Consider the following 26,692-nt stretch of genomic DNA (forward strand, 5'->3'; position numbering starts at 1 on the left):
GTGATCTATCTGACCGACCTCGACGCGCTGCCGCAGCCCTGCTCACGCGGCTTCGATCCGCACGGCGCGGGCCAGGCGACGCTCTTCGTCGTGCATCACGCGAGCGGCGTGCGCGCCTGGCGCGACGCCTGCCCGCATTACGGCGATACGCCGATGGCCTGGCGCAAGGACGCCTGGCTCGATGCGGGCGGCAGGCACATAGTCTGTCATGCGCACGGCGCGTTGTTCGATATCGAGAGCGGCGTGTGCATCAAGGGCCCGTGCCTGGGCCAGCGTCTCACGCCGGTCCCGCTGCATATCGACAAAGACGGCCGCGTGTTCGTGCACGACCCCACCCCACAACAGCAAGACCAGGAGACATCAACATGAACCAGCCAGTGCGCCGCGTGCTTATCGTGGGCGGTGGATTTTCCGGCATGGCCACGGCCATCGAATGCGCCAAACGCGGCTTCGACGTCGATCTCGTCGAAATCGATGCGGGCTGGCGCTCGTATGGCGCGGGCATCAGCATCGGCGGGCCGACCTTGCGCGCCCTGCGCACCGTGGGCGTACTCGACGCCTTCCTCGAACGCGGCTTTGCGGGCGACGGCGTCAATCTCTTCGCGCCGGATGGCACGCCGCTCGGCACCTTGCCAACGCCGCGCGTTGCGGGCGACGACGTGCCCGGCGGCGGCGCGATCATGCGCCCCGTGCTCGCCGACATCCTCGCGCAGGCCACCCGTGCGGCGGGCGTGAACGTCAAGCTGGGCTGCAGTTTCGAGCGGCTCGATGCGCAGGACGATCATGTGAACGTCACGCTCACCGATGGCAGCGCAGCGCGCTACGACCTTGTGGTGGGCGCGGACGGCCTCTACTCGAAAGTGCGCGCCGCCCTCTTCGCGGATGCGCCCGCGCCGCGCTATACCGGCCAGGGCGTGTGGCGCGCGGTGCTGCCGCGCCCGCAGGAGATCGTCTGCGCGTCGATGTGGCTCGGCCACAAGGTCAAGGCGGGCCTCAACCCGGTTTCCCGCGACGAGATGTATCTGTTCCTCACCGAAGACCGTCCCACGCGCGCCTTCGTGGATAACGCCGCCGCACCCGGCATGCTGCGCGATCTGCTGGCGGGCTTCGGCGCGCCGGTTCTGCAAAGCGTGCGCGAGCAGATCGGCGGGCAGTCGAGCGTGATCTACCGGCCGCTCGAAAGCCTGCTGATGCAGCGCCCCTGGTCGCGCGGACGCGTCGTGCTGGTCGGCGACGCCGTGCACGCCACCACGCCGCATATGGCCTCGGGTGCGGGCATCGGCATCGAGGATGGCATCGTGCTCGCGGAAGAACTCGCGCGCCACGCCACGCCCGCCGATGCACTCGCGGCCTTCGAGGCGCGTCGTTTCGAGCGCTGCCGTATCGTGGTCGAAAATTCCGGGCGGCTGGGCGAGATCGAGATCGCCAACGGCGACCGCGCTGAACACGCGCGCATCATGCACGAGACGCATCACTATCTCGCGCGCGCGATCTGAGCGGAGGCCGCCCATGGACAACTCCGCCGCGTCTGCCTGGATCGCATCGACAAACACGCCAGCCACTTACCGGCGCGCCGCGTTCGCCGCGCTGATGATCGCGCATTGCGCGGGCATGGTCGATCTCGTGGCGCTGCCGGTCTGGGTCGCCACGCTGATCGGCGGCCTGCATCTCGATCCCCAGCATGCGGGCGCGCTGCCCACCTTGTTCCTCGCGGGCGTGGTGGCGAGCAGCGCAGTGTGCTCACCGTTGCTGTTGCGGCTGTCGGCGCGCATCCCCGCCCGGGCTTTCGTGACGGCGGGCTTCGCGCTGGCGGCGATTGCGTTCTACGCGGCGGGCGCGTCCGACAGCTATGCGGCGATGGCGGTGCTGCATCTGCTCGCGGGTCTGGCCGTAGGCTGCAGCCTGAGCATCACGCATGGCACGATCGGGCGCAGCGCGAATCCGCATCGGTTGTTTGCGTTCGCGGGCCTCGCGCTCGGCGCGTTTTCGATTGCGTTTCTCGGCGCGACGCCGCATGCCGTGGCCGCCTACGGCGCGCGCGCCTTCTTCACGATTGTCGCGGCTGTGATGGCTGTCGCCGCCTTGAGCAGTGCGCTCGCTTTTCCCTTGGTGGCGTCGAGGGGCGCGGTTCAGACTTCTACCCGTGCCAGGCCGCCGCTCGCCGCTCCCGTGTGGTGTGCGATTGCGGGCGTGATCTGTATGGCGCTCACGCAGGCGATGCTCGCGAGCTTTGTCGCGCGCATCGGCGTGGAGCGCGGCTTCGGCCTGACGGCGGTGACGTCGGTGCTGATCGCGCTTGGCCTCGTCAATCTACTGCCCGCACCGCTCGCCGTCCTCACGCAGCGTCGCCTGAATGCGCGCGCCGTCGTGCTCGTCGGACCGCTCGCGCAGGCCGCGCTGGCGCTCACCATCACTTTGGGCAGCGGCTTCACGCCCTATGCCGCCGCAACCGCCGTATTCCCCGCCGTGATGATTTTCTGCCACACCTACGCGTTCGGCCTGCTTGCCCGCCTGGACGCCAGCGGCCGCGCAGCCGCCGCCACGCCCGCGATGGTGATGGCGGGCGCCGCCGCCGGACCGCTGCTCGGCGGCGTGCTCGTCAAACACTTCGGCTATGGCAGCCTGGGCTGCGCGGCGCTCGTCGTGGGCGCGCTCGCCTGCGGCTGCTTCGCACGCCTTCCCCGTTCAATCGACACTACTGGACACGCCTCATGAAACCCGTGCGCCGCTTTATCGACCTTTCGATCTATCTGGAGAACGACGTGCTCTCCGATCCGCCGCCGCTCGCGCCGAAGATCACCTATCAAACGCACGCCGACACGCTGCCGGAATTCATGGCAATGCTGCCGGGCACGCGCGCCGAGGACTATCCCGACGGCGAAGCCGCCGCCGCCGAGTGGGTCACGCTCACCACGCACAGCGGCACGCATCTGGACGCGCCCTGGCATTTCCATTCGACGATGGATGCGCGCTTCGGCGAGCCGCGGCCGTCGATCACCATCGACGAAGTGCCGCTCGAATGGTGCTTCCAGTCCGGCGTGAAGCTCGATTTCCGCCATTTTCCCGATGGTTATGTCGCCACCGCCGCCGATGTGGAAGCGGAACTCGCGCGTATCGGCCACACGCTGGAACCGCTCGATATCGTGGTCGTGAACACGCGCGCAGGCTCGCGCTACGGGCATAACGACTATGTGGGCGCGGGCTGCGGTATGGGCCGCGAGGCGACGCTCTATCTGCTCGAACGCGGCGTGCGTCTCACCGGCACCGACGCCTGGAGCTGGGACGCGCCTTTCTCCCACACGGCGAAGCACGTCGCGCAAACCGGCGATACCTCGCTGATCTGGGAAGGCCACAAGGCGGGCCGCGAGATCGGCTATTGCCATCTGGAGAAGCTGCACAACCTCGAAGCGCTGCCGCCGCACGGCTTCACGATCAGCTGCTTTCCGCACAAGATTCGCAAGGCGTCGGCGGGCTGGACGCGTGCGGTCGCTATCGTCGATGAGGTCGCCGCATGAAATTCGCCACTCGCCGCAGCACCGGCCGTGACGGCGAACTCCTGATCGTGGCGCGCGATCTGACGCGCGCAGTGTCCGCACACGATATCGCGCCCACGCTGCTCGATGCGCTCGAACGTTGGGACGCCATCGCGCCGCAACTCGCTGCGCGCTACGAAGCCCTGAACGCCGGTCTTGCCGATCGCGCGTTCGATTTCGATCCGTGCGACTGCGCCGCGCCGTTGCCGCGCAGCCCGCAATGGCTCGACGCTTCGGCGTTCCTCAATCACGGACGGTTGATGGAGCGCGCCTTCAACACCGAGCCGATCCCGGACTTCGACACGATTCCCGTCATGTATCAAGGCGCGAGTGACGATTTTCTCGGCGCAACTGACGATGTGCTGCTGCCGGACGAAGCGCACGGCATCGACTTCGAAGGCGAATTCGGCGTGATCACGGGCGCGGTGCCGATGGGCGTCGATGCGCGCGAAGCGATCAGGCATGTACGCCTGATCGTGCAATTGAACGACTGGAGTCTGCGTGCGCTGGGGCCGCGCGAAATGAAAACGGGCTTTGGCTTCTTGCAGGCCAAGCCGTCGACCAGTTTCGCGCCGGTTGCGCTCACGCCCGACGAATTGGGCCATGACTGGCGCGATGGCCGCGTGAATCTCCGGCTCGACGTGGAATGGAACGGCGAGCCTTTCGGGCATCCCAGCGGCAGCGAAATGAATTTCGATTTCGGCACGCTGATTGCCCACGCCGCGAAAACGCGCCGCCTGACGCCTGGCACGATCCTGGGTTCGGGGACGGTTTCGAACGCGGATCGCGCGGTGGGATCGGCGTGTATTGCCGAGCGACGGGTCATCGAAATACTCGAGCACGGTTCGCCGGTGACGTCGTTCATGCAATTCGGCGACCGCGTGCGCATGGTGGCGCGAACGGATGAGGCCGAAACGCCTTTTGGCGTGATCGACCAGACGGTTCAACGCATGCGCTGAGCCCGTTTGATCCGTTCGAATCGCGGGTCCAGGAGGCGCTTTTTAGCGCCTCCTTCTTTTATTGCTGCACGTTCAATCCGAGCAGACGCTGGCAATCGTCGGCATTTTGAGCGGCGGAATGCTGCTGGGCGCTATCGAGCTTCGCGAACCGCTTGAGCGCGTCATTCGCTGCGGCGGCGTTGTACTCCAGATGTTGCAGGGCATAGTCCGCATTGCCATTCTCGATCAAGTCCTGCATGTCCTTGCGCGGGTCATGGCTGCCATTGGCAACGACGTGGCACAGCAGCGCGGTGTATTGATCGCGCTCGGCAGGCGTAAAGCGAGGGCGTAAAAAGTGAGCCACGGCGGCTGCCGAAAGTACCAGGAGCAGCAGCGCAATCCAGCGTTTTTTCTTCATGGAATTCAGATCTTCAGATCAAAAGGGGCGCGCGCGGGCACGTTTACAAAAGCCCACGGCCAATACGGGAAACGAAGGAGAAACGACAGACAAACGACAGAAAAACGGGACACAAACGGGAGTTAAACAGGCGGCGCTCCCCGAAGCGCGGGCCAATTATAAAGGCATCAGGGAAAACCCGGAATTCAGGCGGGCAGATCGGCTCAATGCCTCAGACGGCACGCAGGAAGCCTCCTGCGGCGCGTTGTCATAAAATGGCGCCCCTTTTTGAACCCATTAAAACCGGGCCGCATCATGCCCGCCCACTCGCTTCGCATCGACATGAATCCAGCATTGCATCGGGCAGTTTCGGGGATCGGCAAACTTTCGCTGTGGGGCGCGCTGCTCGCCGCGCCCACGTTCGCATGGGCCGCCAGCAGTTGCGTCGATGCGGAAATCGCGGGGCATTCGGCGATCGAGGCGCAGCATCGGCTTCAGCACGCGCCCGCCAGCACGGGCCCGGACGCCGACGAGAACCTGTCGCCGCAGCAGCGCACGGCGACACGCGACTTCAAGGATGCGCTCGTGAGCGCCATCGACGCGCGCTTCGCATGCAGCGACGCCCACGCCGATCCCGCCGCCTTGCAGCGCGCGCTGCAAGCGTCGCTCGGCGCGCCGAAAACGCGACCTGAGCCCGACGACAATCCAGGCTTCGGACATTGGCTCGATGTCGACGTCACACGCAACACCGATCCCAAACCCCTCGTTTTCGTGCGCGTGGGCTACGGTATTCCATGCGGCGACGACAACCTGCTCGTGGCGTACGCATGGGACGGCGCTGCCTGGCGACGCGTGCTGCGCTGGCAAAGCGACGACTACGCCCAGATTTCCGGCGCCTTTGGCGGTACGTTCCAGTACCGCGTTCTGCCAGCCGGCCAGATCGCGGTGGCGCACAGCAGTTCGTGGTGCTGGTCGCGCTGGCGCAGTTTCGGCCTTGATGTGTTCGCCCCCGCAGGCGATGGTCAGCCGCAGCGCAAGTTGCTCCATCTTGGCCACGGTTTCGCCGCTGACTTCGACCAGGACGACGAAGGCCTGACGCTCAAGACGCGTCCCGACGGCGTCGAACTGCGCACGACAATTGCACCGCTTGATGCCGATCTCATCGAGCGCAAGGTCGTCTACCGCTATCGTGTGAGTGGCGACACCGTCGAGCGCATTCAGCCGATCGCCTTGAACGGCCGCGATTTCGTCGACGAATGGCTGACGTCGAACGATGCGCACGCACGCAACTGGAGCGACCCGAACGCGGCAGACGACTTGCTAAAGGCACGCCAGACGCTGGTGGCGAGTTTGAAGGGCGAAAACGGTTTGTTGCTCAAATACGGACCGGTACGCGCATGCGCCAGCGGCAGCGGCAAAGATCGCTATCAGGTGGAAATCGATCTTCAGGCGCAAAAGTCGAAGCACGCAGACGCGCGCTATGGCCTGATCCATCAGGAAAGCAATGGCTTTACGATGCTTTCGCTAAGCGACAAGGCCGACCCCACCTGCAAGGGTGCGAATCTGATGGCGCATTGACAATCGTAAGCCCCTACGCCCGAAGGCTGTCGCGCGAGTCCACCATGACGACAAAAAGCATCCGTAGAGCCACGCTGGACGACGTCCCGGCGATCACGCAGATTCGCAACGACGCTCACGCGAAAAAAGTGACATACGGCGACCATGCCTGGGGCAAGGAAGGCGACGGATTTTCCGAAGGTTGGGTCCACAACCATGTTGCGAAGAGACCGGTGTACGTCGTCGAATGCCATCGCATCCTTGCGGGAGCGTTCTCCCTCGATTTCGACGACGACGCACACTGGGGGCTTCAGGAACCCGTCGCCGGTTACGTGCATGGGCTATGCGTGCGCAAGGGTTTTAACGGCGCAGGACTGGGCAGTTTCATGCTGGACTGGTGCGCGGATACCGTGCGAGGTGTGAACCGGCGTTTCGTGCGGCTCGACTGCGCCGTGCAAAATACGCGCTTATGCGCTTACTACGAAGCGCTGGGCTTTGTTCGCGTCGGCGTCAAACAGGACGGCTACCTCTGGTCGCTGTACGAGCGCGCCGTGGATTGATGTCCGATCCAGGGATTGAATATCGACGCAATGCCTGGCGAAGAAGCGGCTATCGCTTCTCCCTCTGGCAACGAATGATGCTTATCGCCGTTGCTGCGTGGCGCAGCCCCTATCAACCTGGGTAGGCAGGCGTTTTATCAGGCTGAAGGGCGCGCAGTTTCGCCTATATTTTCTTCACAAGAAAACGCGTGGCGCTTCACGCGAGATTCGCAGGACTAGCAGGCCGACCGGGGACTTCCGCACCGCGTAGCGATTTGCTGCGCCCTTTTTTCCCCGCAAGACTATCGCAGCACCCGCTTTCTTCCCGCCGTGAGCGCGAACTGCCGCGCGCTCGTGGAGGGGCATGTGCAGACCTTCGGCAGTCCAACGCGCATTATCTTTAATAAGGATAGCGAATCATGGCTTTCAAGAAGCTCGTCAATCAGAGTGGTCTTGCGCTTTCAGTCGAACTGGTTTCCCGTGTCGGTTCCGAGCCGAACCAGTCCGGACCGATCGTAGCTGTTACCTTGCCGCCGGGGGGACGGCAGACGGTCGAGTACGGTAATCCGCAGAATCCGTATCTGAACGGCCTGGTCGTTTCCTCGGGATCGGATGGGGCTTTTTCCAATGGCTCGCAAGTCGTGACGTCGCGCGGCAGCCCCTGGGACAACGTCCTGAACACCAACGACACCCTCACCTTCAGCGGCGCCGGCGGCCTGAATGTGACGGGCTCCAATACCTGATCGCCACCCGGACGCCGCAATCCAGTTGGCGGCGAATGGGCCGCCAACTGGTAAAGCGCGCCTTTAATCCACCGCCTTCGCAATCGCCACGACCGCCTGATGCAAGGCATCCGCCGTATCGAGCGGCGCGTGTCCAATTGCGCCGCCTGTTGCGCTGGTCGGGCGCGCGGCCTGATCCGGCGACGATGAAAACTTCACGACCGTGAGCCGTGCGCGCGGATCGATGACGATGGCCTGACCGAAGCGCCCGCCCGCCGCAAACGAACCGTCGCCGTCGTTCAACTGATACCAGTAGTCGCGATAGCCATAACCCGGCCGTCCCGGCGCGAGATTGCCCGCGGCAAAGGCCGCAACGTTGGTCGCCGGTTGCAGCGCAAGGCGCGTGGCGTTCGAGGGAAAGCGCGCGCTGTCTCCCGCCGCGCTCGTGCGCGCCAGTTCGCCGAATCGCGCAGCGTCGCGCAACGTGGTGTTGAGACCGCCGCTGGCCATTTCCGTACCCGTGCGGTCGACGGCGATATCGGCATCGTCTTCGGCGATCTTGCGCCAGATCTCTCGCGCCGCCAGTTCGCTCCACGACTCGCCGCTCACACGCCGGATGGCCCACGCAAGCGCTTCCGGAGAGCCGTTCTGGTAGTACCAGTAAGGCTTCAGGTTCGCATCGGGCGACGGCAACGCGACCTTGAGAAAACCATGGATGCTGTCCGGCGCGCCATTCGGGCGCGGCACGAAACCCACTGCCGCGAACAGGCCCAGATCGGGCGGAATAGCCGAGGGATAGCGCACCGGCACTTCCATATCGAGATTCTGCTGGACCGTAGCGTTGCCGAACGGTGTGCCCGCAAGTTCCGGCACATAGGTCGAGAGCGGCGCATCGGGCGCAAGCTTGCCGGCGACGATCAACTGCGCGGCAAGCAGCCCCGTCACCGATTTCGTCATCGACGCCCACATGTGCGTCTGATGCGGCCCGAAGCCATCGAAATAGCGCTCCAGCACCACACGCCCATCGTGCACGACGATGAAGCCATCGGTTTGCGTGCGGCGCAGATAGTCGTCGAGTGTGAGTGTCGCGCCATCGATCGTGAAGGTGATCGACGCCGGATCGAGCGCGCGGCCTGCGGGCAACGCGAGCGGTTCGCGAGCGCGCCCGACGTTGGCGGTGGGGATCAGCATGCGCGTATTGCGCAGCTTCCAGCGCAGCGTGGTTTCGGGTTTGGCGACGGTGGTGGCGGTGGCGGCGCTGTCGTCCGCACGCGCGCTGTACGAAAAGACGCACGCGGCGGCACACAGTGCCGGGATCAGCGCGCGGGAGGTAAAGCGATTCATGACGATGGAGTCTCCGATCTTGTTGAATTGTCGGAGATTGGAAGACGCGGGCCGCAGCGTCAACGCCTCATCGGGCATAAAGTCATAGCCGATGGGAATGGCATCGGCTGCGTCGCGACGATGTCCTTAACGCGCGGCCGTGGGCACCGCCACCGTATCCTCCGCTTCGATCGGCGACTGCAGATCCCGTTCGTCCAGTTCCCAGACAACGAGTTTTGGCGGCGTCTGCGCAAATGCCGGGCTTGCGAAATACGTCCGCGCTGATCCACCAAACTTCGCCCCCTCGTGCGCAAAATTGCCTACGCCCGTTCCCAGCGCCAGCGCCAGTTGCGGCACGAAATCGGAGGTCGTCGAATACGACGTGCCGATCACGGCGATATCCGGCAGATCGGTGTTACCAAACAGATCGTCGGCGGACGCGGCGGTTTGCGCTTCGTGCTGATACACGCGGCTCGTCACGATCTCCGGTTTGGGCTGCCACGACGGCGGCAATTCTTCCAGCCCCGCCAGCCGCACCAGATCGCCGGGCCGACGCGCAGCAGCCTGGTTTACGACGCGATAACCCGGCTGGCTCGATCCCAACGGCACGTTCATTGCCCGAATACGCTGCGCCACGGCCTGCGCCGCCGCGCCCGCGCCGTCCTGGGTCCAGTGCGTGTCGGTGCGGAAGAACGCATCGCCAGGCACGCTGCGCAGCGCAGCGCTGAGATCCAGCACCGGCACCTGCGCCGCAGCCAGACGCGCAGTCCAGTCGCCCAGACGCGGGTCAAGCGATGCGGGCCGATTGAGGCTGCACAGATGCTGCGGTTCGATGCGCGATTTGTCCGGCACCACGGCGACCAGCAGCGCGATGCCGTGCTTCGCCAGTTCGCGCTGCACGTTTGCGACCGTGTCGGCGCGCGTGGCGAGATGGCGTTCGCCATCGGCGTAGACGTTCAGTTCGTCGCGCAGGAATAGCCAGCCGGGGCAACCCTGGCGTACACGCGGCCCCAGATCGCCGAGCGTCAGCCAGCCGAGCGCCCGCTGTACGCGTGCGGCGTCGGCGGCGATGGGCGTGTCGGCCATGCGGCTGGCGAGTTCCTTCGATACGGTGCCGTCCAGCAGGCCCGCACGCGTCACGGCATGCGGCAACAGCGATTCGGCGGTCGCGGCGAAGCGCAGGTTGCAGGCCAGCCCCGCGAACAGAAAGGCCATCAGCGCGACCGCGGCAATCTTGCCGGGGCGCGTGGCGGGACGTTGGGGCAGCGGCTTGGGGTCTTCCATGGCGTCAGAACTGGAAGTAGAGGAAAGGCACCGCGCCGCGCGCGACGATCAAACCAAACGACAGCAGAAAGCCCGCGAGCGGCCATGCCGCCTCCCAGATCCTGCGCGGCGCGCTATCGGCCAGGCTGTCCCAGCGCGCCTGCCAGATCGGCAGCAGCACGCAGACGATGCCCAGCGCCGCCGCCAGCGCATGCACGGGGCGCAACAGCACGCTCAAGGTGTCGCTCAGGCCGATGCCGTTCAGACCCAACTGGCCGCCATACATGGCGAGCGCCGCATGGAAGCCCTGCGCGCGGAACAGCGTCCACGCGAGCATGACGAACACGAGCGTGAGCCCATGCGATAACGCCAGCGGCACGCGCGGCATGCCGAAGCGCCGCCACAGGCGCGCCACGATCAGTGCGACGCCGTGCGCGAGGCCCCACAGCAGGAAGTTCCAGCTATCACCGCCATGCCAGAGGCCGGCGATGCCCATCGTCAGCAGCAGGTTGCGGCAGGTGTTGAATTCGCCATGCCGGTTGCCGCCGAAGGGAATGTACAGATAATCGCGAATCCAGCTGGAGAGCGACAGATGCCAGCGCCGCCAGAAGTCCTGGATGCTGCTGGCCAGATACGGATGATTGAAGTTCTCGGGAAAGCGAAAGCCCAGCATCTGGCCAAGGCCAATCGCCATCGCGCTATAGCCCGCGAAATCGAAGAACAGTTGCAGCGTGTAGAAACCGCAGCCCAGCCACGCATCCGCCAGCGTCGGCGCGTGCAGCGCGAAGGCCGCGTCGACGATGGGAGACAGCGTATCGGCCACCAGCACCTTCATGCTCATGCCGATCATGAGCCGCCGCGCGCCCGCCGTGAAGCCGTCCCAGTCCACCGTGCGCGACACCAGCTCGCGTTTGACCCAGGCGTAACGGATGATCGGCCCGGCGATCAGGTGGACGAACATGCCCTGGTAGGCACCGTAGCGGATCATGCTGCGGTCGGCGGGCACCGTGCCGCGCTGGACGTCGATCAGATAGGAAATCGATTGCAGCACGATAAAGGACAGGCCGATCGGCAGCACCACGTGCTTCCAGGGAAGCGGTCCGGCATGGCCTAGCGCCAGCACGTTGTCGAGGCTATCGACCACGATATTCGCGTACTTGTACCAGCACAGCGTCGCCACATTGACGGCGATAAACAGGGCGAGCCATCGCCCACGCGCGCGCGCGCTGGGGGCGCGGTCGATCACCACGCCGCCCAGCCAGCCCCAGAACGTCAGCGCGATAAACAGCAGCAGGAAAACCGGGCTCCACCAGCCGTAGAAAAACCAGCTGCAAAACAGCAGCACGCCGTTACGCCAGCGTGCCGGAGACGCGACGTACAGCGCGAGAAAAGCCGGTAAAAACAGCGTCAGGAATTCGAGGGACGCGAAAACCATGCAACGTTCTCAGTCGAAGCTCGGTTGAAGCTCGGTGGATGGAAAGGTCTGGGCGTGCCGGGCAGCCGCGCGCCGCACCCGCTCAGGCGCGGCGACGCGTGATCGAGGCAAGGCGAAGCGCGTCTGCGCTCAGCGGCTCACTGCATCGTTGGCGAAGAAGATGCGCGACTGCGCGCCAGCGGGCACGAGGAACACCGTGTAGCGCTGGCCAGCCACGAGCGTGCCCAGGCTCAGCGTCTGTCCCACCGGCTGGCCACCGCACACCAGTTGCACCGCGAGCGTCACCGGATTCACCTGGCGACGCTTCGCCTGGCCCGCCGCCACGCCATCGAGCAGGACGATGTCGCGGCCCGACACTTTCAGCGTGGGCGCGGCGCAACGCGCGTCGAGGTTATAGAGCGCCACCGACGCTTTCAGCGCGTTGAAATCGTCCGGCTTCTCGCGCACCGTCGCGGCATGCGTGCCATCCAGCGCCACGATGCTGACGAACTCGCCCGGCTGCACCGTGGCGCTCACGTCCTGATGCGCGCCGCCGCTCGTGAGCGTGCCGGAAACCGGCTTGCCCGCGGCGATCGGGAAAAAGTGGCTGGCCGGATTGGCGGCGTCGAGCGACAGACGCCCTTTTGATCCCGCCGATGTCACGTCCACCGGTTTGGTGCCGCCATCGACGAAACGCACGAACGACGAATCCTGCGCAGGACCCGTGGGATACAACGGGATATCGGCCGCCGATGCAAGACCCGAAGCGCAAAGCGCAAGGCCGCTCAACACGACGCTAAACAGGTTTTTCATTTCTTCAGCCCTTGAACCGCCGGCGCTTTCGCCATGGCGTTGACGATGCCCTTGCTCCAGGCGACATAGCCCATCTGCGTGTAGTGCTCGCCGTCGAGCGTCTGCCACTGGCCCGGCTTGGCGAAGCTCGTGGAATCGATATACGAGCAAGGCGCGACGTTGTTGGCGAGGAACGCGTTCAGCTCGCGCACGCGGTCGTCGCTCTTGGCGAACTGGCCGCTGTTATTGCCCCAGCCCGGTCCCACCCAGACGCAGGCCGTGTGCGTATCGGCGATGGCCTTGGTCAGGCCCGTGACTTCCTGCCAGGCCCAGGCCTTGGGAAACGCGGGCTTGTCGTACGAGCCCATGGTGTCGCCTTCGATCACCACCACAACATCGGGTTTATCGGCGCGGATCAGGTCGGCGATGGGCGTCGTATGCGCTTCCTTGCCGAGCACCGTGGCCGGGCGCTTGTCGACCTGGTCGGCGCCGCAGTCCACCGGCGTGCTCTTGAGCCAACGCGCCGGGCTGGCGCCGCACGCACCGATCACATGCACGTGCGCGGCGCCCTGCGCCTGCAGGCTCTGCACGAGCGGCTCGCGCAGATGATTGTTCAAGGTCAGATGGCTTTCGCCAATGACCAGCACGGAAAGGCCCAACAAGACCGATGCTGCTGCAGGCACACGAAACTCCAGATCCGGCGCGGCCGGTTAATTAGCAATTCGAACTAAATGGCGATAACGCGGCGTTACTTGTGCTGCTGCACCACCGGCAGCTTCTCCAGCGCCTTCATGATGTCGCCGCCCCAGTATTTGTAGCCGGTCGTCGTCAAATGCTGGCCGTCCACCGTCGCCCATTCGCCCGGCTTCGAAAACGTGGTCGAGTCGATATACGAGCACGGCGCGACATTGGTAGCGAGGAACGACGAAAGCTGCTTCACGCGCGCAAAGGTTTTCTGGTACTTGCCGCCTTCGGTGCCCCACACCGGGCCCACCCACACGCACGCCGTCTTGCTGGCGGCGAGATCCTGCGTGAGCGCCGTGACCTGCTGCCAGGCCCAGGTCTTCGGGAAGTCGTCCTTGCCGTAGCCGCCTATCGTGTCGCCTTCGACGACGATCACCAGATTGGCCTTGTTCGCGGCAATCAGTTGGTCGATGGGCTGCGTCTTCGCGTTGTGATCGACCACGAGCGGCGCCTTGCCGCTACGCGTTGCGCCGCCACAGGTGCCCGGCACCGACTTCACCCAGTCACCGGGCGTGCTGCCGCACACACCATAGGTGTGCACCTGGGCGCCGGCGGCGACCAGTTGGTCCTGCAAGGTGTCGATCAGATAGCCCGGTTCGCTCAGATGGCTATCGCCGACGATAAGAATGCTGAGACCCGCAAGTACGGAAGCAAGCATGACTCTTTTACTCCTGAATTCGTGTTACTGATCGCTGTAATGCGACTGGTAAGGCATGACCGGCATATCGAGCGACTTCGTCTGCGGCGCAAAGCTGAAGCGCAGGTACAGGCCCGCGACCCACTGCCGGTAGCTCGACGAATTGTTCGCGCCCACCGACGCGCCGCCGGTCAGATGATTGCTGAAGCGATACTCGGCCGTCGCCAGCAGGTTATAGCCGATGCCGGTCGAAGACTGCGCCGGATGAATCGCGCCGTCGCCCAGACCCAGCGACGATGCCGCCGTGACCGCCGCCGACTGCAGCGCGCTGTCGGTCGGGAAATACGGCGCGGCCGACTGATGGAAATACTGCAGACCCGCCGACCCTTGCAGCTTGTAGGTCCAGCGGTCCGAACGCTGCGCCCAGGTGATCGGTATCGTGAACGCGTAGTAGCGTTGCGGACTGAAATAGCCGCCGTTGCCGTAGGTGAAGTTGTTCTCGTTGTGACGATAGAACTCGCCGCTCAGGTTCATGCCCGCGGTGAGCATGCTGTTGGTGTTGCGCACCAGATACCAGTACGTGCCGCCGCCAACTTCCGCGCCTTCGTTGGACTGCACGTTGTGGCCGTCCAGATACTTCACCGAGCCATAGCCGTAGAAGCCGTATTGCTGGTTGTCCACGCCAATCGCTCCGTGCAGGCCGGTGGCCGTCACGCCGCCCCAGCTCAGGCCCGAGCGCGCGTCGCTCGTACCCGCGAATGAGGTGATGCTGTCCGTCACCGCGCGACGCGACACCCCGGCGTTGAACCAGCTGCCCTGCTTGGCGTCGATGGCGCTCTTGAACGACACGCCGCCAACGATATTGGTGTACTGGAAGCCCAACGGCGTGGTGCCGATATCGGCGGCCCAGTTGCGCGTTTCGTAGCCCAAGCCCAGGCCGACGCCGCGCGCGGTCTGCGAAGCCGGCGCGCTCACGGCGTTGTCCTTCTGCGCCAGCGCCGCTGCCGGGCCGCCGCCGAACTGGCTGCTGCTGTACGAATCGACGCCCAGCGTGCCGCTTTCGAGTTCCACCGGCGTCACGCGCACGGACAGCTTGCCGTTGCCGGCCGGCAGAATGACTTCCGTCGGCATCTGCACGTTGGTGAGCTGCGAGGTGCCGCCCGCGCTGTTGTTGCTCGAGACGAACAGGCCGCTGCGCACTTCGGGCGAGCGTTCGGCACGAATATCGTCGAGTTGCTGGCGCATTTCGTCGAGCGTGGTGCTGCCATCTTCAGGCGCATTGGCCGCGAAGTCCTCCTGCAGACCTTGCGAGCCGATGGGCGTGCCCGCCACCGAGGGCAGCGAAGTCGAGCGCGCCGAAGCGGGCATTGAAGCGCGCGTCGAAGCGGAGGTGGACGGAGCGACCGCCAGCGAGGTCATACCCACATCGCCGGATGCGTTGTTCGACGTCGTGTTCGCGATGCCTTCGCCTGCCGTCGTCGCCGTATCGCTCGCCGAAGCCGCCGCCAGGCGCGTTGCCTGCAAGCGCCGACGGCGTTCCTCGTCCTCGTGGACAAACGGATTGCCCGCCACGTGCACGCCCTGCGCCTGCACGCCCATGCGCTTTTCTTTCGCGGCAATCGCCGTTTCCAGCAGCGCTTGCGCCTCGCGCGTCTTGCCCTGCATCACGTAGATGCGCGCGGCGCCGGCCAGCACGTCCGGGTCGTTCGGCGCTTTCGCGATGGCCTGTTTCAGCGCGGCGTCGGCCACCGCGCCATTGCCCGCCTGGACCGCCGCCATCGCCACGCCCAGTTGCAGGCCCGGGTTGTCAGGGTCGTTCGAGAGCGCCTTCTGATAGAGCGCCAGCGCCTTGGCGTACTGGCCATCGGCGGCATACATGCGCGCGAGCGCGGCGTTGGCGAGGCTGTCGTTCGGCCGACTGGCCAGCACCGGCGCGAGCGTGTCGTAGGCCTGCGCGAGATCGCCTTGCTGTCGCTGCTGTTCGGCCAGACGCACGGCGTAGAGGTAACTCAGATCGTCGAGCTGACGGCGTTGATCGGCGGTCAGCGTTTGCCTCTGCAATTCGCGCATGACGTCCTGCGCCTGCACGTTCTGGCCGGTCTTGAGCAGCAGGCCCGCGTAGGCCAGTTGCACATCCGGGCCCGCGCTCTTCACGCCGTTCGGCATGAGGCCGCGCATCAGGCTCATCGCGCGCGGCAGATTGCCCGCATCGACATAGGCCGAGGCCAGCGCGCTCACGCGCGCCGGGTCCTTGCCCGCCGACGCTTCGAGCCGCGCCAGCATATTGCGCGCATCGTCCAGGTTGCCGTCGTGCGCGAGTTGCGAAGCCTGCGCCGTGGCCGCCTGGAAGTCGATCAGTTGCGACGTCGCGACCATATTCGGCGTGCGCGCCGCCGTGGGGATGCGCGCCATGGTGTCCTGCGCGCGCGCCCAGTCGCCCATCTGCATCGCCAGCAGCGCGCTGGCGTAGAGCGCGTCGGGATTGTCGGGCGTCGATTCCAGCAGACCGTCGACGAGTTCGCGCGCCTGATCGGCGTGACCTTGCTTGAGTTCGTAGCGCGCCAGTTCCAGACGCAGCCACGGATTGTCGGGGTCGGCGCGCTGCGCGTCTTCCAGAATGCGCTTCGCGCCGTCCAGATCGCCGCGCTGTTCGGCAGCATCCGCACGGCCCGCGGCGACGGCTGCGCGCAGACGATCGAGCCCGCCGATACCGGCCTGCTGCTCGGGCGTCATACTGTCCACCCACTTCTGCGCTTCGTCGGCGCGGCCCGTTTCGGCGAGGATATCGACCAGGCCGCTCACGGCTTCGCGATTGTTCGGATGGTCTGCGAGCACGCCGCGATACACCGCTTCGGCACGCTTCAGATCGCCCTGCACCGCATACAGACGCGCCGATGCGTTGCGCCCGCCCGCCTCGGCCGGATCCATGCGCAGCGCCTGATCGAGATCGCGCCGCGCGGTGCTGTAATCGCCCACGCTCTGCGCGCCTTCGGCCTGGTTCACCAGCAGCCAGTAACGGGCCGATGCCAGTGCGCGACTCCAGTTGGCCCCCGCGCCCGGACGCGAGGCCGCGCGCGACAGCAGCGTCTGCGCCTGCGCGAGATCGCCCTGTTGCATGCGCACGAGACCCAGGCCGCCCAGCGCATCCGTGTCGTTGGGTTTGTCGCGCAGCACCGCGCTGAACTGCTGTTCGGCCGTGGTGACGTCGCCCGCCTTGAAGGCCGCGAAGCCGCGCGTCAGACGCGGGTCCATCACCGGCACCGGCGGCGCATTGCCGTTCGCCGTGGCCGGACGCGGCGAGAGCATCTGATGGCGGATTTCGTCGTCATCGGGATGCAGCTTGAGGTAGTCCTCGAACCACGAGCGGTTCTTTCCCGTGGGCGCGACCCACGTGAGCACCGAGCGCCACGCTTCCGTGGCCGCGCCGCCGATGTCCGGGCGCGTCGCCAGCTTTTCCAGCAGCGCGACGCCGGCCGCGCGATCGCGTTCGTCGCGCACCTGATGCTGGGCCAGCGCCAGCATGGTGTACGGGTCGTTGGGCGTTTCGGTGTTCAGGCGCTCCAGCCCCTGAATACCCTGATCCGTGCCGCCTTCGGTATAGCCCAGGTAGGTGTAATACTCGCGCGCCACCGCGCCTTGCGGCGGTTTGCCACCCAGCGCCTTGTTGTACTGCGCGATGGCCGCACCCAGCGCCTTGGTGTCGTTCTGGTTGACGGCGTCCTGCGCCATCTGCCGCGCCTTGGCGAGCGTGGATTTACCGGGTTCGACTGCAAGGCGCAGATCCTGTTCGAGCAGCGGCACGAAGCGGCTGTCCGGCGCGGCGGCGCGCAGCCGCGCCAGATAGTCGTTGGCGACCGAAAACTGCTTCTTGCCGATCGCCACCGCCGCCATTCCGTAGAGCCCTTCGGGCTGCTTCGGATCGGTCAGCAACAGCTTCTGCCACGACTGCGCCGCGAGATCGGGCTTGTCATGCGCCTGCCAATAGCGGCCCTGTTCCAGCAGCATTCTGGAAGTGGCGTCCTGCGCCCACACGGGGTGGCTCGCCGTGGTGAGTAACAATCCCAGAATGCAGGCCTGGCTGCGGCTGACTGACATGAACTTTCCCTGATCCCTGATTAGTGTTCTTCGTGCTGCGTGTCGTGCTTTGCGCTTTGTTCAGCGTCTTGCTGCGCTTTCTCGCGCTGGGCCTGCGCTGCGGCACGCAGGCGCGCTTCGGCCTGCACATCGCGGCGCGCCTGACGGCGGCGCATGAAGCCGAAGCCGCCCGCCACGATCGCCACCAGCGCGATCACGCCCAGCACCTTGAGCAGCCACGCCAGCGACAGACCGAACGAGGCCAGCCACCAGTCCAGACCGCGCCACAGACCCAGATGCCCGACGTAATAGGTGTGCTCGCCGACCAGCGAATCCACTTCCTGACCGCGGATCGAAACAAGACTGCCCTGGATCGGCTGCTTGTCGTAGTTGGGCACGCCCAGCAGCGCCGAGACCGCGTCCTTGAGCCCTTCAGGCTGATTGCTGACCAGCATGACGACGCTGCGTCCCTTCTCCGTGGGCGACTCGAAACCCGCCAGCACGGCGCTCACACCCGGGCCCGTCCATGCCAGCGACATGCGGCTGGGTTCGGCATCCAGACGTGGGTTCGAATGGAACCAGCCGCGCACGCGACCCGGCAGATCCGAGAGCGAGAACTGGGCGCTATGGTCGTAGGCGGCGGGCATGTACTGCGCCCAGTCCTTGAGCCACGATTGATCCGCGCCCGAGGCGATCACCAGCAGATCCTTGCCCGAAGGCATGGCGTCGATGCGCTGGCCGCGCAGCACGGTCACGCCGCTCGCCGCATAGCCGGTGGAGTCGCCCATGCGGCCCATCACGGCCAGATAGGTGCTGTATTCCTGCGTGCCCGCATTCGCGCCCAGCACCACGTCCGTATCAGACAGATCGGCCATGCGCGTGAACGGGAAACCGGCCTGCGCGAACGCGGCCAGGTTCGGCATCGCCATGTAGTGCGGATACGCCGACAGGTCGATGGTCGACTCCGGATCGATCGCGCCGCGCACGTTGTCGATGATGATGTCGCGGCACTCGCCCTGCTTGATGTAGTCGTACATGTAGCGGAACTGCAGCTGCGTGTTCGGCTGCAGCAGCGTTTCCAGCGGCACTTCCAGCTTCGCCTGGCGCGGCAGGCTGCTGTCGGGCAGCACGTCGGCGCGCAGCTTTTCGCTGCCTTCGAGACGTTCGAGCGACGGCAGCGGAATCGACTTCATGAACTGGTCGCTCACGCTGAAGAGCAGCGACGAATTCACCATGTACGGCTGCGGCGTGTAGCGGTAATGCAGGTCGATCGGCACGGTCGGCGCATGCCAGCCGAACAGATCGGGCGGCACGCGCGTGTTGATGCGGATGAGGTCGGGGCTATAGCCCGACACGCCCAGTTGCTTGGCGTCCACCATTTCGCCGAACGAGACCGGGCGATCCGTGCGCAGCCAGCGCGGCGCGTCGTAAGGCTTGCGCGGCGCGAGATCGGCGAAATGCGTGATGCGCGCGCTCGGGCCGGACAGCGTCTGGCTGCCCGACACCAGCGCGTCGGCGGCCTGCTTGAGTTCCTTGCCGTCGCGGCCCATGACGAGCAGCAGCTTGCCGTTGGGGTCGTTCGGGTTGGCGACGATGGCGAGCGTCGGGCCTTGCAGCGGCGCGCCCGCAAGCGTCGCCTGGTCCGCGCCTTCGACCATCACGATCGCGTTGCCCTGCGCGGGCACCGTCGAGAGCGACACCGGGAAATCCGCGCCGCGATAATTGGCCAGCGACCCGAACCACGACGACACCGTGCCCGCCGCTTCCAGCGCGGCCGCATCGGGATTGCCCGCGAACACGAACGGCAGGTTCAGGCGGCGGATGTCGTGCGTGTCGAAGAACGGCTGCGGCAGGCGCGCGAGATCGTTGCCCTGCGGCAGCGGCTGGGTGTCGATGCTCAGCGTGCTTTCGTTGCTGATATTGGCCCACAGGCTCGAATGCAGCGGGTCTTCGCACTGCGTCGTGTAGTGGCCGATCAGTTGCAGACGCAACTTGCTGTTCGACGTGAACAGATACGGCGGCAGCGCGATGGTGCGCTGCAGGCTCTGGCCGCCGGTTTCCTTCGGCACGGCGATCGAGGCCGCCACCTGGTCGTTGACCAGCACGTTGATGTGCGAGAGATCGGCGAGCAGCGCGGGCGAATACGCATAGCGCAGATTCAGCCGTGCGCCGGTCACCACCTGATCGTCGCGCACGCCTACGGGCAGCGTATTGCTGCCATCGACGCCGCGCAGATTGAGCGCGTACTGCGCGCCCAGTTGTTGCAGCGTGTAGGTCACCGTCGTAACCGGTCCCGACGATGCGGGCGCGTTCGCTTCCGCCGCGGGTTGCTGTGCGCTCGCGGGCGCGGCGGCATTCGCCGGAATCGTTGCCGCGCTGGCGGCAGGCTTTGCGCCAGCCGTTGTTTGCGCGGCCTGGACCACAGGCGTCGAAACCAGGACACCGCCCAGCAGCAGCGCCGGCCATACGGGCTGCGCGGTCATGCGACGCGCGAGGCGTGCCCGGGAAATGTCAGGCCGTCTTTTAAACATGAGAACCTCGTCGTCCTTCTTCACGTTGCGATGTCTGGGGAATGTCCAGGTCCAGTCGGTTCAGCGCGCGCCGATGCAGCAGCACGCCGCCAAGCAGTCCGATAAGCACGACGCTGCCAAGCGTCGCCACGAGCAGCAGCACGATGTGGCTCGCGAAGAACCACTGCACCGCCAGCCGCAGCGGCAGCGAGCCGATGAAATAGCTCTGCTCGGTATTGAGCGTGGTCAGGATGCCGCCGTGCGCGATCACGAGACTGCCGTTGATGGTGTCGCCCACGCGGTAGCGGCGCGATTGCAGCACGCTCACGACCGCGTCGAGACCGCCCGGCGTATTGCCCGACACCACCACGACGCTGCGCCCGCGCGCGAGCGGCGACTGCAGACCGGCCACCATGCCGTCGTGGTCGTCGCTGCGATAGAGCGCGGCAATCTCCGCCTCGTGGCGCGCCTGCGCCTGGCCGCCGGTGAGTCGGGCCCACCATGCGGCGAAGCCGTGGCCCGCATGGGTATCGGGGCCGAAGAAGCCGCGCGGCATCGCATCGCGCCACTGCTTGAGCAAAGGCTGGTTGTCGCCCGAGGCCAGCACGAGCAGATCCTTTTGACGCAGCGCGCCGACCTGATCGGGACTGGCCACCGTCACGCCCAGCGCCGGATAACCGGTCGCCTGGCCCATGCTCGCCATCAGCGTGAGGTAAGCGGAGTAATCGTCGGCGACCGGTTGCGCGGGCAGGATCACCGCGCTGTCGGACAGATCGGCCATGCGCGTGAACGGGAAGCCCGCATCGCTGAAGGCGCGCAGATCGGGCATCGCGGCGTAGCGCGGCAGATGCGAGATATCGATCGTCGAAGTCGGATCGATCGCGCTCATGAGCGGCCCGCCTGGCAGGTCTTGCCAGCCGTCTTTCGTCTTCACCGCTTCGTACTGGTAGTCGAATTGCAGTGTGGTCAGCGGCGGCAGCAGATACGGCGGAATGTGCATTACGGCGCGACCGTCGGATGCGTCGCCGCGCAGCGCGAGCGTGGCGACCGGCGTGTTGCCCGCCAGCACGCGCAACACCGATTGCGTCGAATCCGGACGCCCCGTGTAGCGGTAATGCAGATCGAGCACCGCGCCGCTGCTATCGAAACCGAACAGGCCCGGCGGCAGGCGCAGATCCACGTCGATTGCGCCCGGGCGGAAACCCTGCACCGTGAAGCGGTCGGCGGGCAACAGTTCGCCCAGTTCCACCGGACGGTCGCTGGGCAGCCAGTTCGGCGCATCGAAAGGCTTGCGCGGCGCAACGTTGACGGGGCCGTCGATACGCACCTGCGCGCCCGACAGCGTCTTCGCGCCAAGCACCAGCGCCTTCGCGGCCACGCGCATCTGCGCTTCGTCGCGGCCCGTCACCAGCAGCAGTTTGCCGTTGGCGTCGTTGGGGTTGGCGACGATGGCGATGGTCGGGCCGTCTACCGGGGTGTCCGTCAGACCGAGGGACGGCAGTTCATCGCGCAGCGCCAGCACGACGCCGTGTCCATGCGCGGGCAGCGCGCCCAGGCTTGCGCTGAAATGCGAACCGCGATAGCCCGCCTGCGCGCCCAGCCACGAAGTCACGATGCCCGCCGATTCCAGGCGTCCGGAATCCGGCGCGCGCGACAGCACCACGGGCAGCTCCACGCGACGCACATCGCGCGCGTCGAAGAACGGCGCGGGCAGACGCGACAGGTCGCTCACCTGGGTGGTTGGCGCGACGGTCAATTCGAGCGCGCTGTTCGGCCCGGCCTTGAGCCACAGATCGGGACTCTGCGGATCGTTGCCCTCGTCGCTCGCCTTGCTGTGAGCGATCAATTCCAGGTTCAGATGATTGAACGCGGTGAGCACGGAAACCGGCAGATCGACTGTCGTTGTCATCGACGTGGCCGGGGCGGGTTCGGGCAACGGAATCGTTGCGCCCACCACGCTATTGAGCAGCACGTTCAAATGCGAGAGCCCCGGCAGCAGTTTCGGCGAATAGCGATAGTCCAGCACCAGCCGCGCGCTGACCACGTGCTCGTCCTGGCGCAGGCCGAAGTCCATGCCGCCATAGGCGTCCTCGCCGAGCAGGGTCAGTCCTTGCGCGGCGTTTTCCCGCGATAGCGGGATGCGATAGGTGTAGGTATCGGTTGCGGCGGCTTGCGCGGTCGCGTCAGCCGTCACAGCCTGCGAAGCACTTGACGGCGAGGCGGCAACAGCGGCGGCGGGTATGGCGGGCGCGCCAGGCGCGGCCTGGGCGAACGCCACGTTGGCCCCAAGCGCCAGCACGGTCAGCACCGAACCGAGCGACGCAGCCAGACGCGCGCGCGTCGAGGCGCACAAAGACGACAGAGTGACGGGATTCACGATTGCTTCGATCCCATCTTGCTGGCTGCCGTTTCCGCGACGCGGCTCAAACGCTCGCGCCCGCCCAGCAGGACAAAGCGGAACAGATCCTTGAGGCCGCGCATGCCCACGCCCAGCACCTCGAACAGACTGCGCAGCGGCCGGTCCGGACGATAACGGCCCCACGAGGCGATCCAGCTATCGGCGCGCGAGAACGTCACGCGCATGAGATCGCGTTCCTGGTCGATCGTCAGCGCCGGGAAGCTCACGCCGACGTTGTGGCCACGCACGACCTGGACTTCGGCGGGGAATTTGCCTTCGTAGTCGTCGCGGAATACGGAAACCAGGATGCGCTCGCCACGTTGCGGCATCGGCGCGTCTTCAGGCAACACCAGGCCCAGGCCGCCTTGCGAATAGTCGCTGGTCTGGCAGGCGACATGGCGGCCATCGGCGAGACGCACGGCGGCCGGCAGCTGGATCTGCACGCGCGGCGTGAGGCGCAGCTGGCGCGATTCGGTCGCCACGCCCGCCGCCGCGCTCAGGTTCATCACGTTGTAGATCACCCAGACCAGGTTGAACACGATACTCATCGCCTCAGGCCAGCCAGGGCTGCGGATCAGGCCGACGATACCCACCACGAAACCGGTCAGGTTGATGACCAGCAGGCCGATATAAGGCCGCGCCATCGCCCAGTCGAGGAAGGACTTGCGGATCACGCCACCCTTGGACGTCACGTTGAAGCCCTTGCTGCCGGGGAAAAACACCGCCTGCAGCGCGGGCACGACCACGTACCAGGCCAGCACGGTTTCGTAGACTTCGCTCCAGAACGAATGGCGGAAACGCCCCTGGATGCGCGACGCGCCGATGCTCGAAATCACGAGGTGAGGCACCGCATAGGCGAGCACCATCAACGCCGACGCATGGAACACATGCGCGCCGAAGAACAGATACGCCATCGGCGTGATCAGGAACACGAGACGCGGCAAGCCGAAGAAGAAGTGCATCATCGCGCTCAGATAGCAGAGGCGCTGCGGCACCGACAGCCCCTTGATCAAGAGCGGATTGAACTGGCGGAAGATCTCGGCCATGCCGCGCGCCCAGCGAATCCGCTGGCCGACGTGGCGGCCCAGACTCTCCGTGGCGAGGCCCGCGGCCTGCGGGATCGCCAGATACGCCGTGTTGTAGCCCTTCATGCTCATCTTGAGCGCGGTCAGCGCGTCTTCGGTGACGCTTTCCGTCGCCACGCCGCCCACTTCTTCAAGCGCCGAACGGCGCAGCACCGCGCAGGAGCCGCAGAAAAACGCCGCATTCCAGAGGTCGTTGCCGTTCTGCAGGACGCCGTAGAACAGGTCGCCTTCGTTGGGCACCTTGCGGAAGGTTTCGAGATTGCGCTCGAACGGGTCCGGCGAATAGAACACGTGCGGCGTCTGCACCATCGCCATCTTCGGATCTTTCAGGAACCAGCCCATGCAGATCTGCAGGAACGAGCGCGTGGTGACGTGATCGCAGTCGAACACGGCGACGAATTCGCCGTTCGTTTTGGCGAGCGCCGCGTTGAGATTGCCCGCCTTGGCGTGCTTGTTGTCGGGGCGCGTCAGATACTCCACGCCCGCCTGCTCGCAGAACTGGCGGAACTCGGGGCGACGGCCATCGTCGAGCATGTAGACGCGCAGCTTGTCGGCGGGCCAGTCGAGCAGCGTCGCGGCCAGCACCGACTGGCGCACCACTTCGAGCGGCTCGTTATAGGTGGGAATGAACACGTCGACCGTCGGCCATGCCGAGGTATCGGCGGGCAGCGGCACGGGCCGGCGATGCAGCGGCCAGAGCGTCTGGAAGTAGCTGCACAAGAGCATCAGCACAGCGTAGCCTTCGGCGGCCAGCAGCAGATAGCCGAACACCTGGTCGAGCGGCGTGGTGAAGTCCAGCGTCTGCGTCACGCGCCAGTAGAGATAGCGCATCGACATGAACACCGACAGCGCCACCAGCGAAACCGTGAGCACGCGCCCCTGAATGCGGCTGAGCAACAGCGCGACCGCCATGCAGAGGATCGCGAACACCCACTGCTGCGACAACGCCAGGTGGACGGTCAGCGTGGAGACGAACAGGGCCACCGCCGCCAGCGTCACGGCCAGACGCACCCAGCCCGACGCCAGCAGCGCGGTGCCGGTGTTCAACAGCGTGTCGTCCCAGTCGCCCGCGTCGTCGGTCTGTCCCGTGCCTGCGGGCAGCTTTTGCGCGGGTTGCGCCGGGTTCTGCTGCGACGATGTCGGCTTGCGTTTCATGAATGCCATAGCGGTTTTCCTCAGCGCGTCCTGATCCAGAGCACGATCAGCAGCACCAGCACCGCACACAGCAGCACGGCCATCAACCGATACACGCTAACTTTGCGCGACTTCTTCGCGGCTTGCCCAGCTTGTTCGTGCGGGCGGCGGTCTTCGTCGTCCAGCACGATTGTCGTTGCGGCCTGCGCTTCGGCGGCCTGCGTCAGGGAGTCGGCAGCAGCCTCATGGCGACGCGAAGGCAGAAGCTGCAACACGTGATCGGCGCATTGCGTGAGGTCCACGCGGCCCACGCTGTCCTGCGCAGATTCGACAACGGTTTGTCCATGCGCCAGCGCTTCGCTCACCGAGCGGTCGGCGCGCACCCGGCCCAGCACACGCTGGCCGAGTACGCCCTCGATCCGTTGCAGCGCTTCGCGCGACAGACGGCTCGATCCGTCGACCTGATTGACGATGTAGACGGATTCCACGGCGCCGGGCCGTGCGCTGTAGTGGCGGCGGATCAGATTTTCGATTTGCGGCAAGGTGGCGTACGAAGCCGCATCGGCCAGTACGACGGAGATCACCAGATCGGCCGCGCCCAGCACCTGGCGCAACGTATTGGAGACGCCCGGCGGCGTGTCGAGGATCACGACGGCGTCGTCGGGCAGCGCGAGACCGCGCAGTTGCGTCGAGAGCCAGTGGGGGTCGTCGGCGATGCGGCGCTCCAGGGCGGGCAGATCGGCCTCATTGATCTGACCAAACGGCAGCACGCGCACGCCCGACACGGCTTGCATGCAGGTGTCGCCCCACGCCGCGCCGGCCACGCTCGCCCGCGACAGACCGCCGATGTCCTGCGGCTTGCCGCCCAGGTGCAGATGCAAGGCGTTCTGCGGATCGAGATCGACGGCGAGCACCGTGCGACCGTGACGGTTCAACGCCACGGCGAGATTGGCGGCGATCGTGCTTTTACCCACGCCGCCTTTGGCAGAAACGACAGCGACGACGATCATGGCTTCCCGCGCGGCGCGGTGTGGGTGCGCGCATCGGTACGCACATCGGCGCGAGGCTCGTTGCGCTCCATCAGGCGCGCAAACACATTGCTGAGCGCGGCCGATTGCGGCACGCCAGCGCTGGGCGCGGGCGTGGCTTGAGCGGCGGGTTCGACGATGGGTTCAAGCGCGGGCTTGAGTTCGGATTTGAGTTCGAGCTTCAGTTCGGGCTCAAGCGAGGATTGAAGCGCGGGCTCGGTCTCGACCTCAACCGGCGCTTCATCAGCAGCCTGAATCGCGGGCGCTTCCTGCGCGGCGGGCACGACTGGCGGCGGCTCTTCCGTCACGGCGGCAATCGACCACGAGATCAGCGGCTGTGCGGCATCAGGGGCGGCCTCGTCCTGTGCGGCGAGATCCGGATCGGTATCGGTATCGGCGTGCGCGGACCAACGCCCACGCGCACCTTCCAACTGCTCCGTTCTCTCGACTTCCTGGTACTGCGCTGCACTTCCGCCTGCTACGGCAAAAAGTTTCGCAATATCCGAAGCACCGCTCATGCGCTAACCCCATCGATTTCGTTGTGCTATCCACCAATACGCGTGAAGCGCAAGAGCACAAGCTGCTGTTCCTGATTCGATCTTTT

At 65.8% G+C, this 26,692-nt stretch carries 22 protein-coding genes; 9 read left to right on the forward strand and 13 right to left on the reverse strand.

Going from position 1 to position 26,692, the window contains the following annotated elements:
• Positions 1-3: 3 nt before the first annotated feature.
• From F3J17_RS25095 to F3J17_RS25115, 5 genes are all read left to right on the forward strand, one after another.
• On the forward strand, positions 4-369 hold the full coding sequence (locus F3J17_RS25095; protein ID WP_167065630.1) for a Rieske (2Fe-2S) protein: 366 nt from the start codon (positions 4-6) through the stop codon (positions 367-369).
• Entirely contained in the window at positions 366-1,496 is a 1,131-nt protein-coding gene (locus F3J17_RS25100; RefSeq protein ID WP_167065422.1) for an FAD-dependent oxidoreductase, read from the forward strand. The genes F3J17_RS25095 and F3J17_RS25100 overlap by 4 nt, the downstream gene beginning before the upstream one ends.
• A gap of 94 nt (positions 1,497-1,590) precedes the next feature.
• Positions 1,591-2,715 (forward strand): MFS transporter, encoded by a 1,125-nt coding sequence (locus tag F3J17_RS25105; protein WP_167065633.1) that lies wholly within the window; start codon positions 1,591-1,593, stop codon positions 2,713-2,715.
• A complete protein-coding gene (locus F3J17_RS25110) occupies positions 2,712-3,515 on the forward strand; it encodes a cyclase family protein (protein WP_167065425.1) in 804 nt (267 codons plus the stop codon). Before F3J17_RS25105 ends, F3J17_RS25110 begins: the two co-directional genes overlap by 4 nt.
• Positions 3,512-4,492, forward strand: a complete 981-nt coding sequence (locus tag F3J17_RS25115) for a fumarylacetoacetate hydrolase family protein (protein WP_167065428.1) — start codon at positions 3,512-3,514, stop codon at positions 4,490-4,492. The genes F3J17_RS25110 and F3J17_RS25115 overlap by 4 nt, the downstream gene beginning before the upstream one ends.
• A gap of 58 nt (positions 4,493-4,550) precedes the next feature.
• On the opposite strand, the gene F3J17_RS25120 is transcribed toward F3J17_RS25115, so the two are convergent.
• A complete protein-coding gene (locus F3J17_RS25120) occupies positions 4,551-4,889 on the reverse strand; it encodes a hypothetical protein (protein WP_167065431.1) in 339 nt (112 codons plus the stop codon).
• On the opposite strand from F3J17_RS25120, the gene F3J17_RS25125 reads away from it, so the two are divergent.
• The 4 genes from F3J17_RS25125 to F3J17_RS25140 all read left to right on the forward strand — a co-directional run bounded on the left by F3J17_RS25125 (position 4,888) and on the right by F3J17_RS25140 (position 7,707).
• Positions 4,888-5,142 carry a hypothetical protein gene (locus tag F3J17_RS25125; RefSeq protein ID WP_167065434.1) on the forward strand — a complete coding sequence of 85 codons (255 nt, stop codon included), beginning with the start codon at positions 4,888-4,890 and terminating at the stop codon, positions 5,140-5,142. The two genes, F3J17_RS25120 and F3J17_RS25125, sit on opposite strands and share 2 nt — an antisense overlap.
• Positions 5,143-5,210: 68 nt before the next feature.
• Entirely contained in the window at positions 5,211-6,446 is a 1,236-nt protein-coding gene (locus F3J17_RS25130) for a hypothetical protein (RefSeq protein ID WP_240161157.1), read from the forward strand.
• A gap of 44 nt (positions 6,447-6,490) precedes the next feature.
• Positions 6,491-6,985: a GNAT family N-acetyltransferase gene (locus F3J17_RS25135; protein ID WP_167065437.1), complete on the forward strand. Its 495-nt coding sequence runs from the start codon at positions 6,491-6,493 to the stop codon at positions 6,983-6,985.
• A gap of 398 nt (positions 6,986-7,383) precedes the next feature.
• Positions 7,384-7,707, forward strand: a complete 324-nt coding sequence (locus F3J17_RS25140; RefSeq protein WP_167065440.1) for a hypothetical protein — start codon at positions 7,384-7,386, stop codon at positions 7,705-7,707.
• 63 nt (positions 7,708-7,770) lie between these two features.
• Here F3J17_RS25140 and F3J17_RS25145 read toward each other — a convergent pair whose 3' ends face one another.
• From F3J17_RS25145 to bcsR, 12 genes are all read right to left on the reverse strand, one after another.
• On the reverse strand, positions 7,771-9,030 hold the full coding sequence (locus F3J17_RS25145) for a serine hydrolase (RefSeq protein ID WP_167065443.1): 1,260 nt from the start codon (positions 9,028-9,030) through the stop codon (positions 7,771-7,773).
• A gap of 126 nt (positions 9,031-9,156) precedes the next feature.
• A complete protein-coding gene (locus tag F3J17_RS25150) occupies positions 9,157-10,293 on the reverse strand; it encodes a cell division protein FtsQ (protein WP_167065446.1) in 1,137 nt (378 codons plus the stop codon).
• A gap of 4 nt (positions 10,294-10,297) precedes the next feature.
• Positions 10,298-11,707 carry an MBOAT family protein gene (locus F3J17_RS25155; protein WP_167065449.1) on the reverse strand — a complete coding sequence of 470 codons (1,410 nt, stop codon included), beginning with the start codon at positions 11,705-11,707 and terminating at the stop codon, positions 10,298-10,300.
• A gap of 129 nt (positions 11,708-11,836) precedes the next feature.
• A complete protein-coding gene (locus F3J17_RS25160) occupies positions 11,837-12,499 on the reverse strand; it encodes an alginate O-acetyltransferase AlgF (protein WP_167065452.1) in 663 nt (220 codons plus the stop codon).
• A complete protein-coding gene (locus F3J17_RS25165; protein ID WP_167065455.1) occupies positions 12,496-13,161 on the reverse strand; it encodes an SGNH/GDSL hydrolase family protein in 666 nt (221 codons plus the stop codon). Before F3J17_RS25165 ends, F3J17_RS25160 begins: the two co-directional genes overlap by 4 nt.
• Before the next feature lie 65 nt (positions 13,162-13,226).
• Positions 13,227-13,880: an SGNH/GDSL hydrolase family protein gene (locus F3J17_RS25170; RefSeq protein WP_167065458.1), complete on the reverse strand. Its 654-nt coding sequence runs from the start codon at positions 13,878-13,880 to the stop codon at positions 13,227-13,229.
• Positions 13,881-13,904: 24 nt separating this feature from the next.
• Positions 13,905-17,954, reverse strand: coding sequence for a cellulose biosynthesis protein BcsC (locus tag F3J17_RS25175; protein WP_167065460.1), 4,050 nt, complete (start codon positions 17,952-17,954; stop codon positions 13,905-13,907).
• 20 nt (positions 17,955-17,974) lie between these two features.
• Entirely contained in the window at positions 17,975-20,416 is a 2,442-nt protein-coding gene (gene bcsB, locus F3J17_RS25180) for a cellulose biosynthesis cyclic di-GMP-binding regulatory protein BcsB (protein WP_167065462.1), read from the reverse strand.
• Positions 20,417-20,456: 40 nt separating this feature from the next.
• On the reverse strand, positions 20,457-22,820 hold the full coding sequence (locus F3J17_RS25185; RefSeq protein ID WP_345891247.1) for a cellulose biosynthesis cyclic di-GMP-binding regulatory protein BcsB: 2,364 nt from the start codon (positions 22,818-22,820) through the stop codon (positions 20,457-20,459).
• Positions 22,817-25,090 carry a UDP-forming cellulose synthase catalytic subunit gene (gene bcsA, locus F3J17_RS25190; protein ID WP_240161158.1) on the reverse strand — a complete coding sequence of 758 codons (2,274 nt, stop codon included), beginning with the start codon at positions 25,088-25,090 and terminating at the stop codon, positions 22,817-22,819. Before bcsA ends, F3J17_RS25185 begins: the two co-directional genes overlap by 4 nt.
• Positions 25,091-25,101: 11 nt before the next feature.
• Entirely contained in the window at positions 25,102-26,070 is a 969-nt protein-coding gene (gene bcsQ, locus F3J17_RS25195) for a cellulose biosynthesis protein BcsQ (protein WP_167065465.1), read from the reverse strand.
• Positions 26,067-26,606, reverse strand: coding sequence for a BcsR/BcsP family cellulose biosynthesis protein (gene bcsR / locus F3J17_RS25200; RefSeq protein ID WP_167065467.1), 540 nt, complete (start codon positions 26,604-26,606; stop codon positions 26,067-26,069). Before bcsR ends, bcsQ begins: the two co-directional genes overlap by 4 nt.
• Positions 26,607-26,692: the final 86 nt, after the last annotated feature.

It is taken from the genome of Burkholderia sp. Ax-1719, from assembly GCF_011753055.1.
GTDB lineage: Bacteria > Pseudomonadota > Gammaproteobacteria > Burkholderiales > Burkholderiaceae > Paraburkholderia.

Bases quoted from the DNA above. Each gene is read 5' to 3' on its own strand.
- F3J17_RS25100 (WP_167065422.1), top strand. From the start codon at position 366: ATGAACCAGCCAGTGCGCCGCGTGCTTATCGTGGGCGGTGGATTTTCC.
- F3J17_RS25105 (WP_167065633.1), top strand. From the start codon at position 1,591: ATGATCGCGCATTGCGCGGGCATGGTCGATCTCGTGGCGCTGCCGGTC.
- F3J17_RS25110 (WP_167065425.1), top strand. From the start codon at position 2,712: ATGAAACCCGTGCGCCGCTTTATCGACCTTTCGATCTATCTGGAGAAC.
- F3J17_RS25115 (WP_167065428.1), top strand. From the start codon at position 3,512: ATGAAATTCGCCACTCGCCGCAGCACCGGCCGTGACGGCGAACTCCTG.
- F3J17_RS25125 (WP_167065434.1), top strand. From the start codon at position 4,888: ATGGAATTCAGATCTTCAGATCAAAAGGGGCGCGCGCGGGCACGTTTA.
- F3J17_RS25120 (WP_167065431.1), bottom strand. From the start codon at position 4,889: ATGAAGAAAAAACGCTGGATTGCGCTGCTGCTCCTGGTACTTTCGGCA.
- F3J17_RS25130 (WP_240161157.1), top strand. From the start codon at position 5,211: ATGAATCCAGCATTGCATCGGGCAGTTTCGGGGATCGGCAAACTTTCG.
- F3J17_RS25135 (WP_167065437.1), top strand. From the start codon at position 6,491: ATGACGACAAAAAGCATCCGTAGAGCCACGCTGGACGACGTCCCGGCG.
- F3J17_RS25140 (WP_167065440.1), top strand. From the start codon at position 7,384: ATGGCTTTCAAGAAGCTCGTCAATCAGAGTGGTCTTGCGCTTTCAGTC.
- F3J17_RS25145 (WP_167065443.1), bottom strand. From the start codon at position 9,030: ATGAATCGCTTTACCTCCCGCGCGCTGATCCCGGCACTGTGTGCCGCC.
- F3J17_RS25150 (WP_167065446.1), bottom strand. From the start codon at position 10,293: ATGGAAGACCCCAAGCCGCTGCCCCAACGTCCCGCCACGCGCCCCGGC.
- F3J17_RS25155 (WP_167065449.1), bottom strand. From the start codon at position 11,707: ATGGTTTTCGCGTCCCTCGAATTCCTGACGCTGTTTTTACCGGCTTTT.
- F3J17_RS25160 (WP_167065452.1), bottom strand. From the start codon at position 12,499: ATGAAAAACCTGTTTAGCGTCGTGTTGAGCGGCCTTGCGCTTTGCGCT.
- F3J17_RS25170 (WP_167065458.1), bottom strand. From the start codon at position 13,880: ATGCTTGCTTCCGTACTTGCGGGTCTCAGCATTCTTATCGTCGGCGAT.
- F3J17_RS25175 (WP_167065460.1), bottom strand. From the start codon at position 17,954: ATGTCAGTCAGCCGCAGCCAGGCCTGCATTCTGGGATTGTTACTCACC.
- bcsB (WP_167065462.1), bottom strand. From the start codon at position 20,416: ATGACCGCGCAGCCCGTATGGCCGGCGCTGCTGCTGGGCGGTGTCCTG.
- bcsA (WP_240161158.1), bottom strand. From the start codon at position 25,090: ATGGCATTCATGAAACGCAAGCCGACATCGTCGCAGCAGAACCCGGCG.
- bcsQ (WP_167065465.1), bottom strand. From the start codon at position 26,070: ATGATCGTCGTCGCTGTCGTTTCTGCCAAAGGCGGCGTGGGTAAAAGC.
- bcsR (WP_167065467.1), bottom strand. From the start codon at position 26,606: ATGAGCGGTGCTTCGGATATTGCGAAACTTTTTGCCGTAGCAGGCGGA.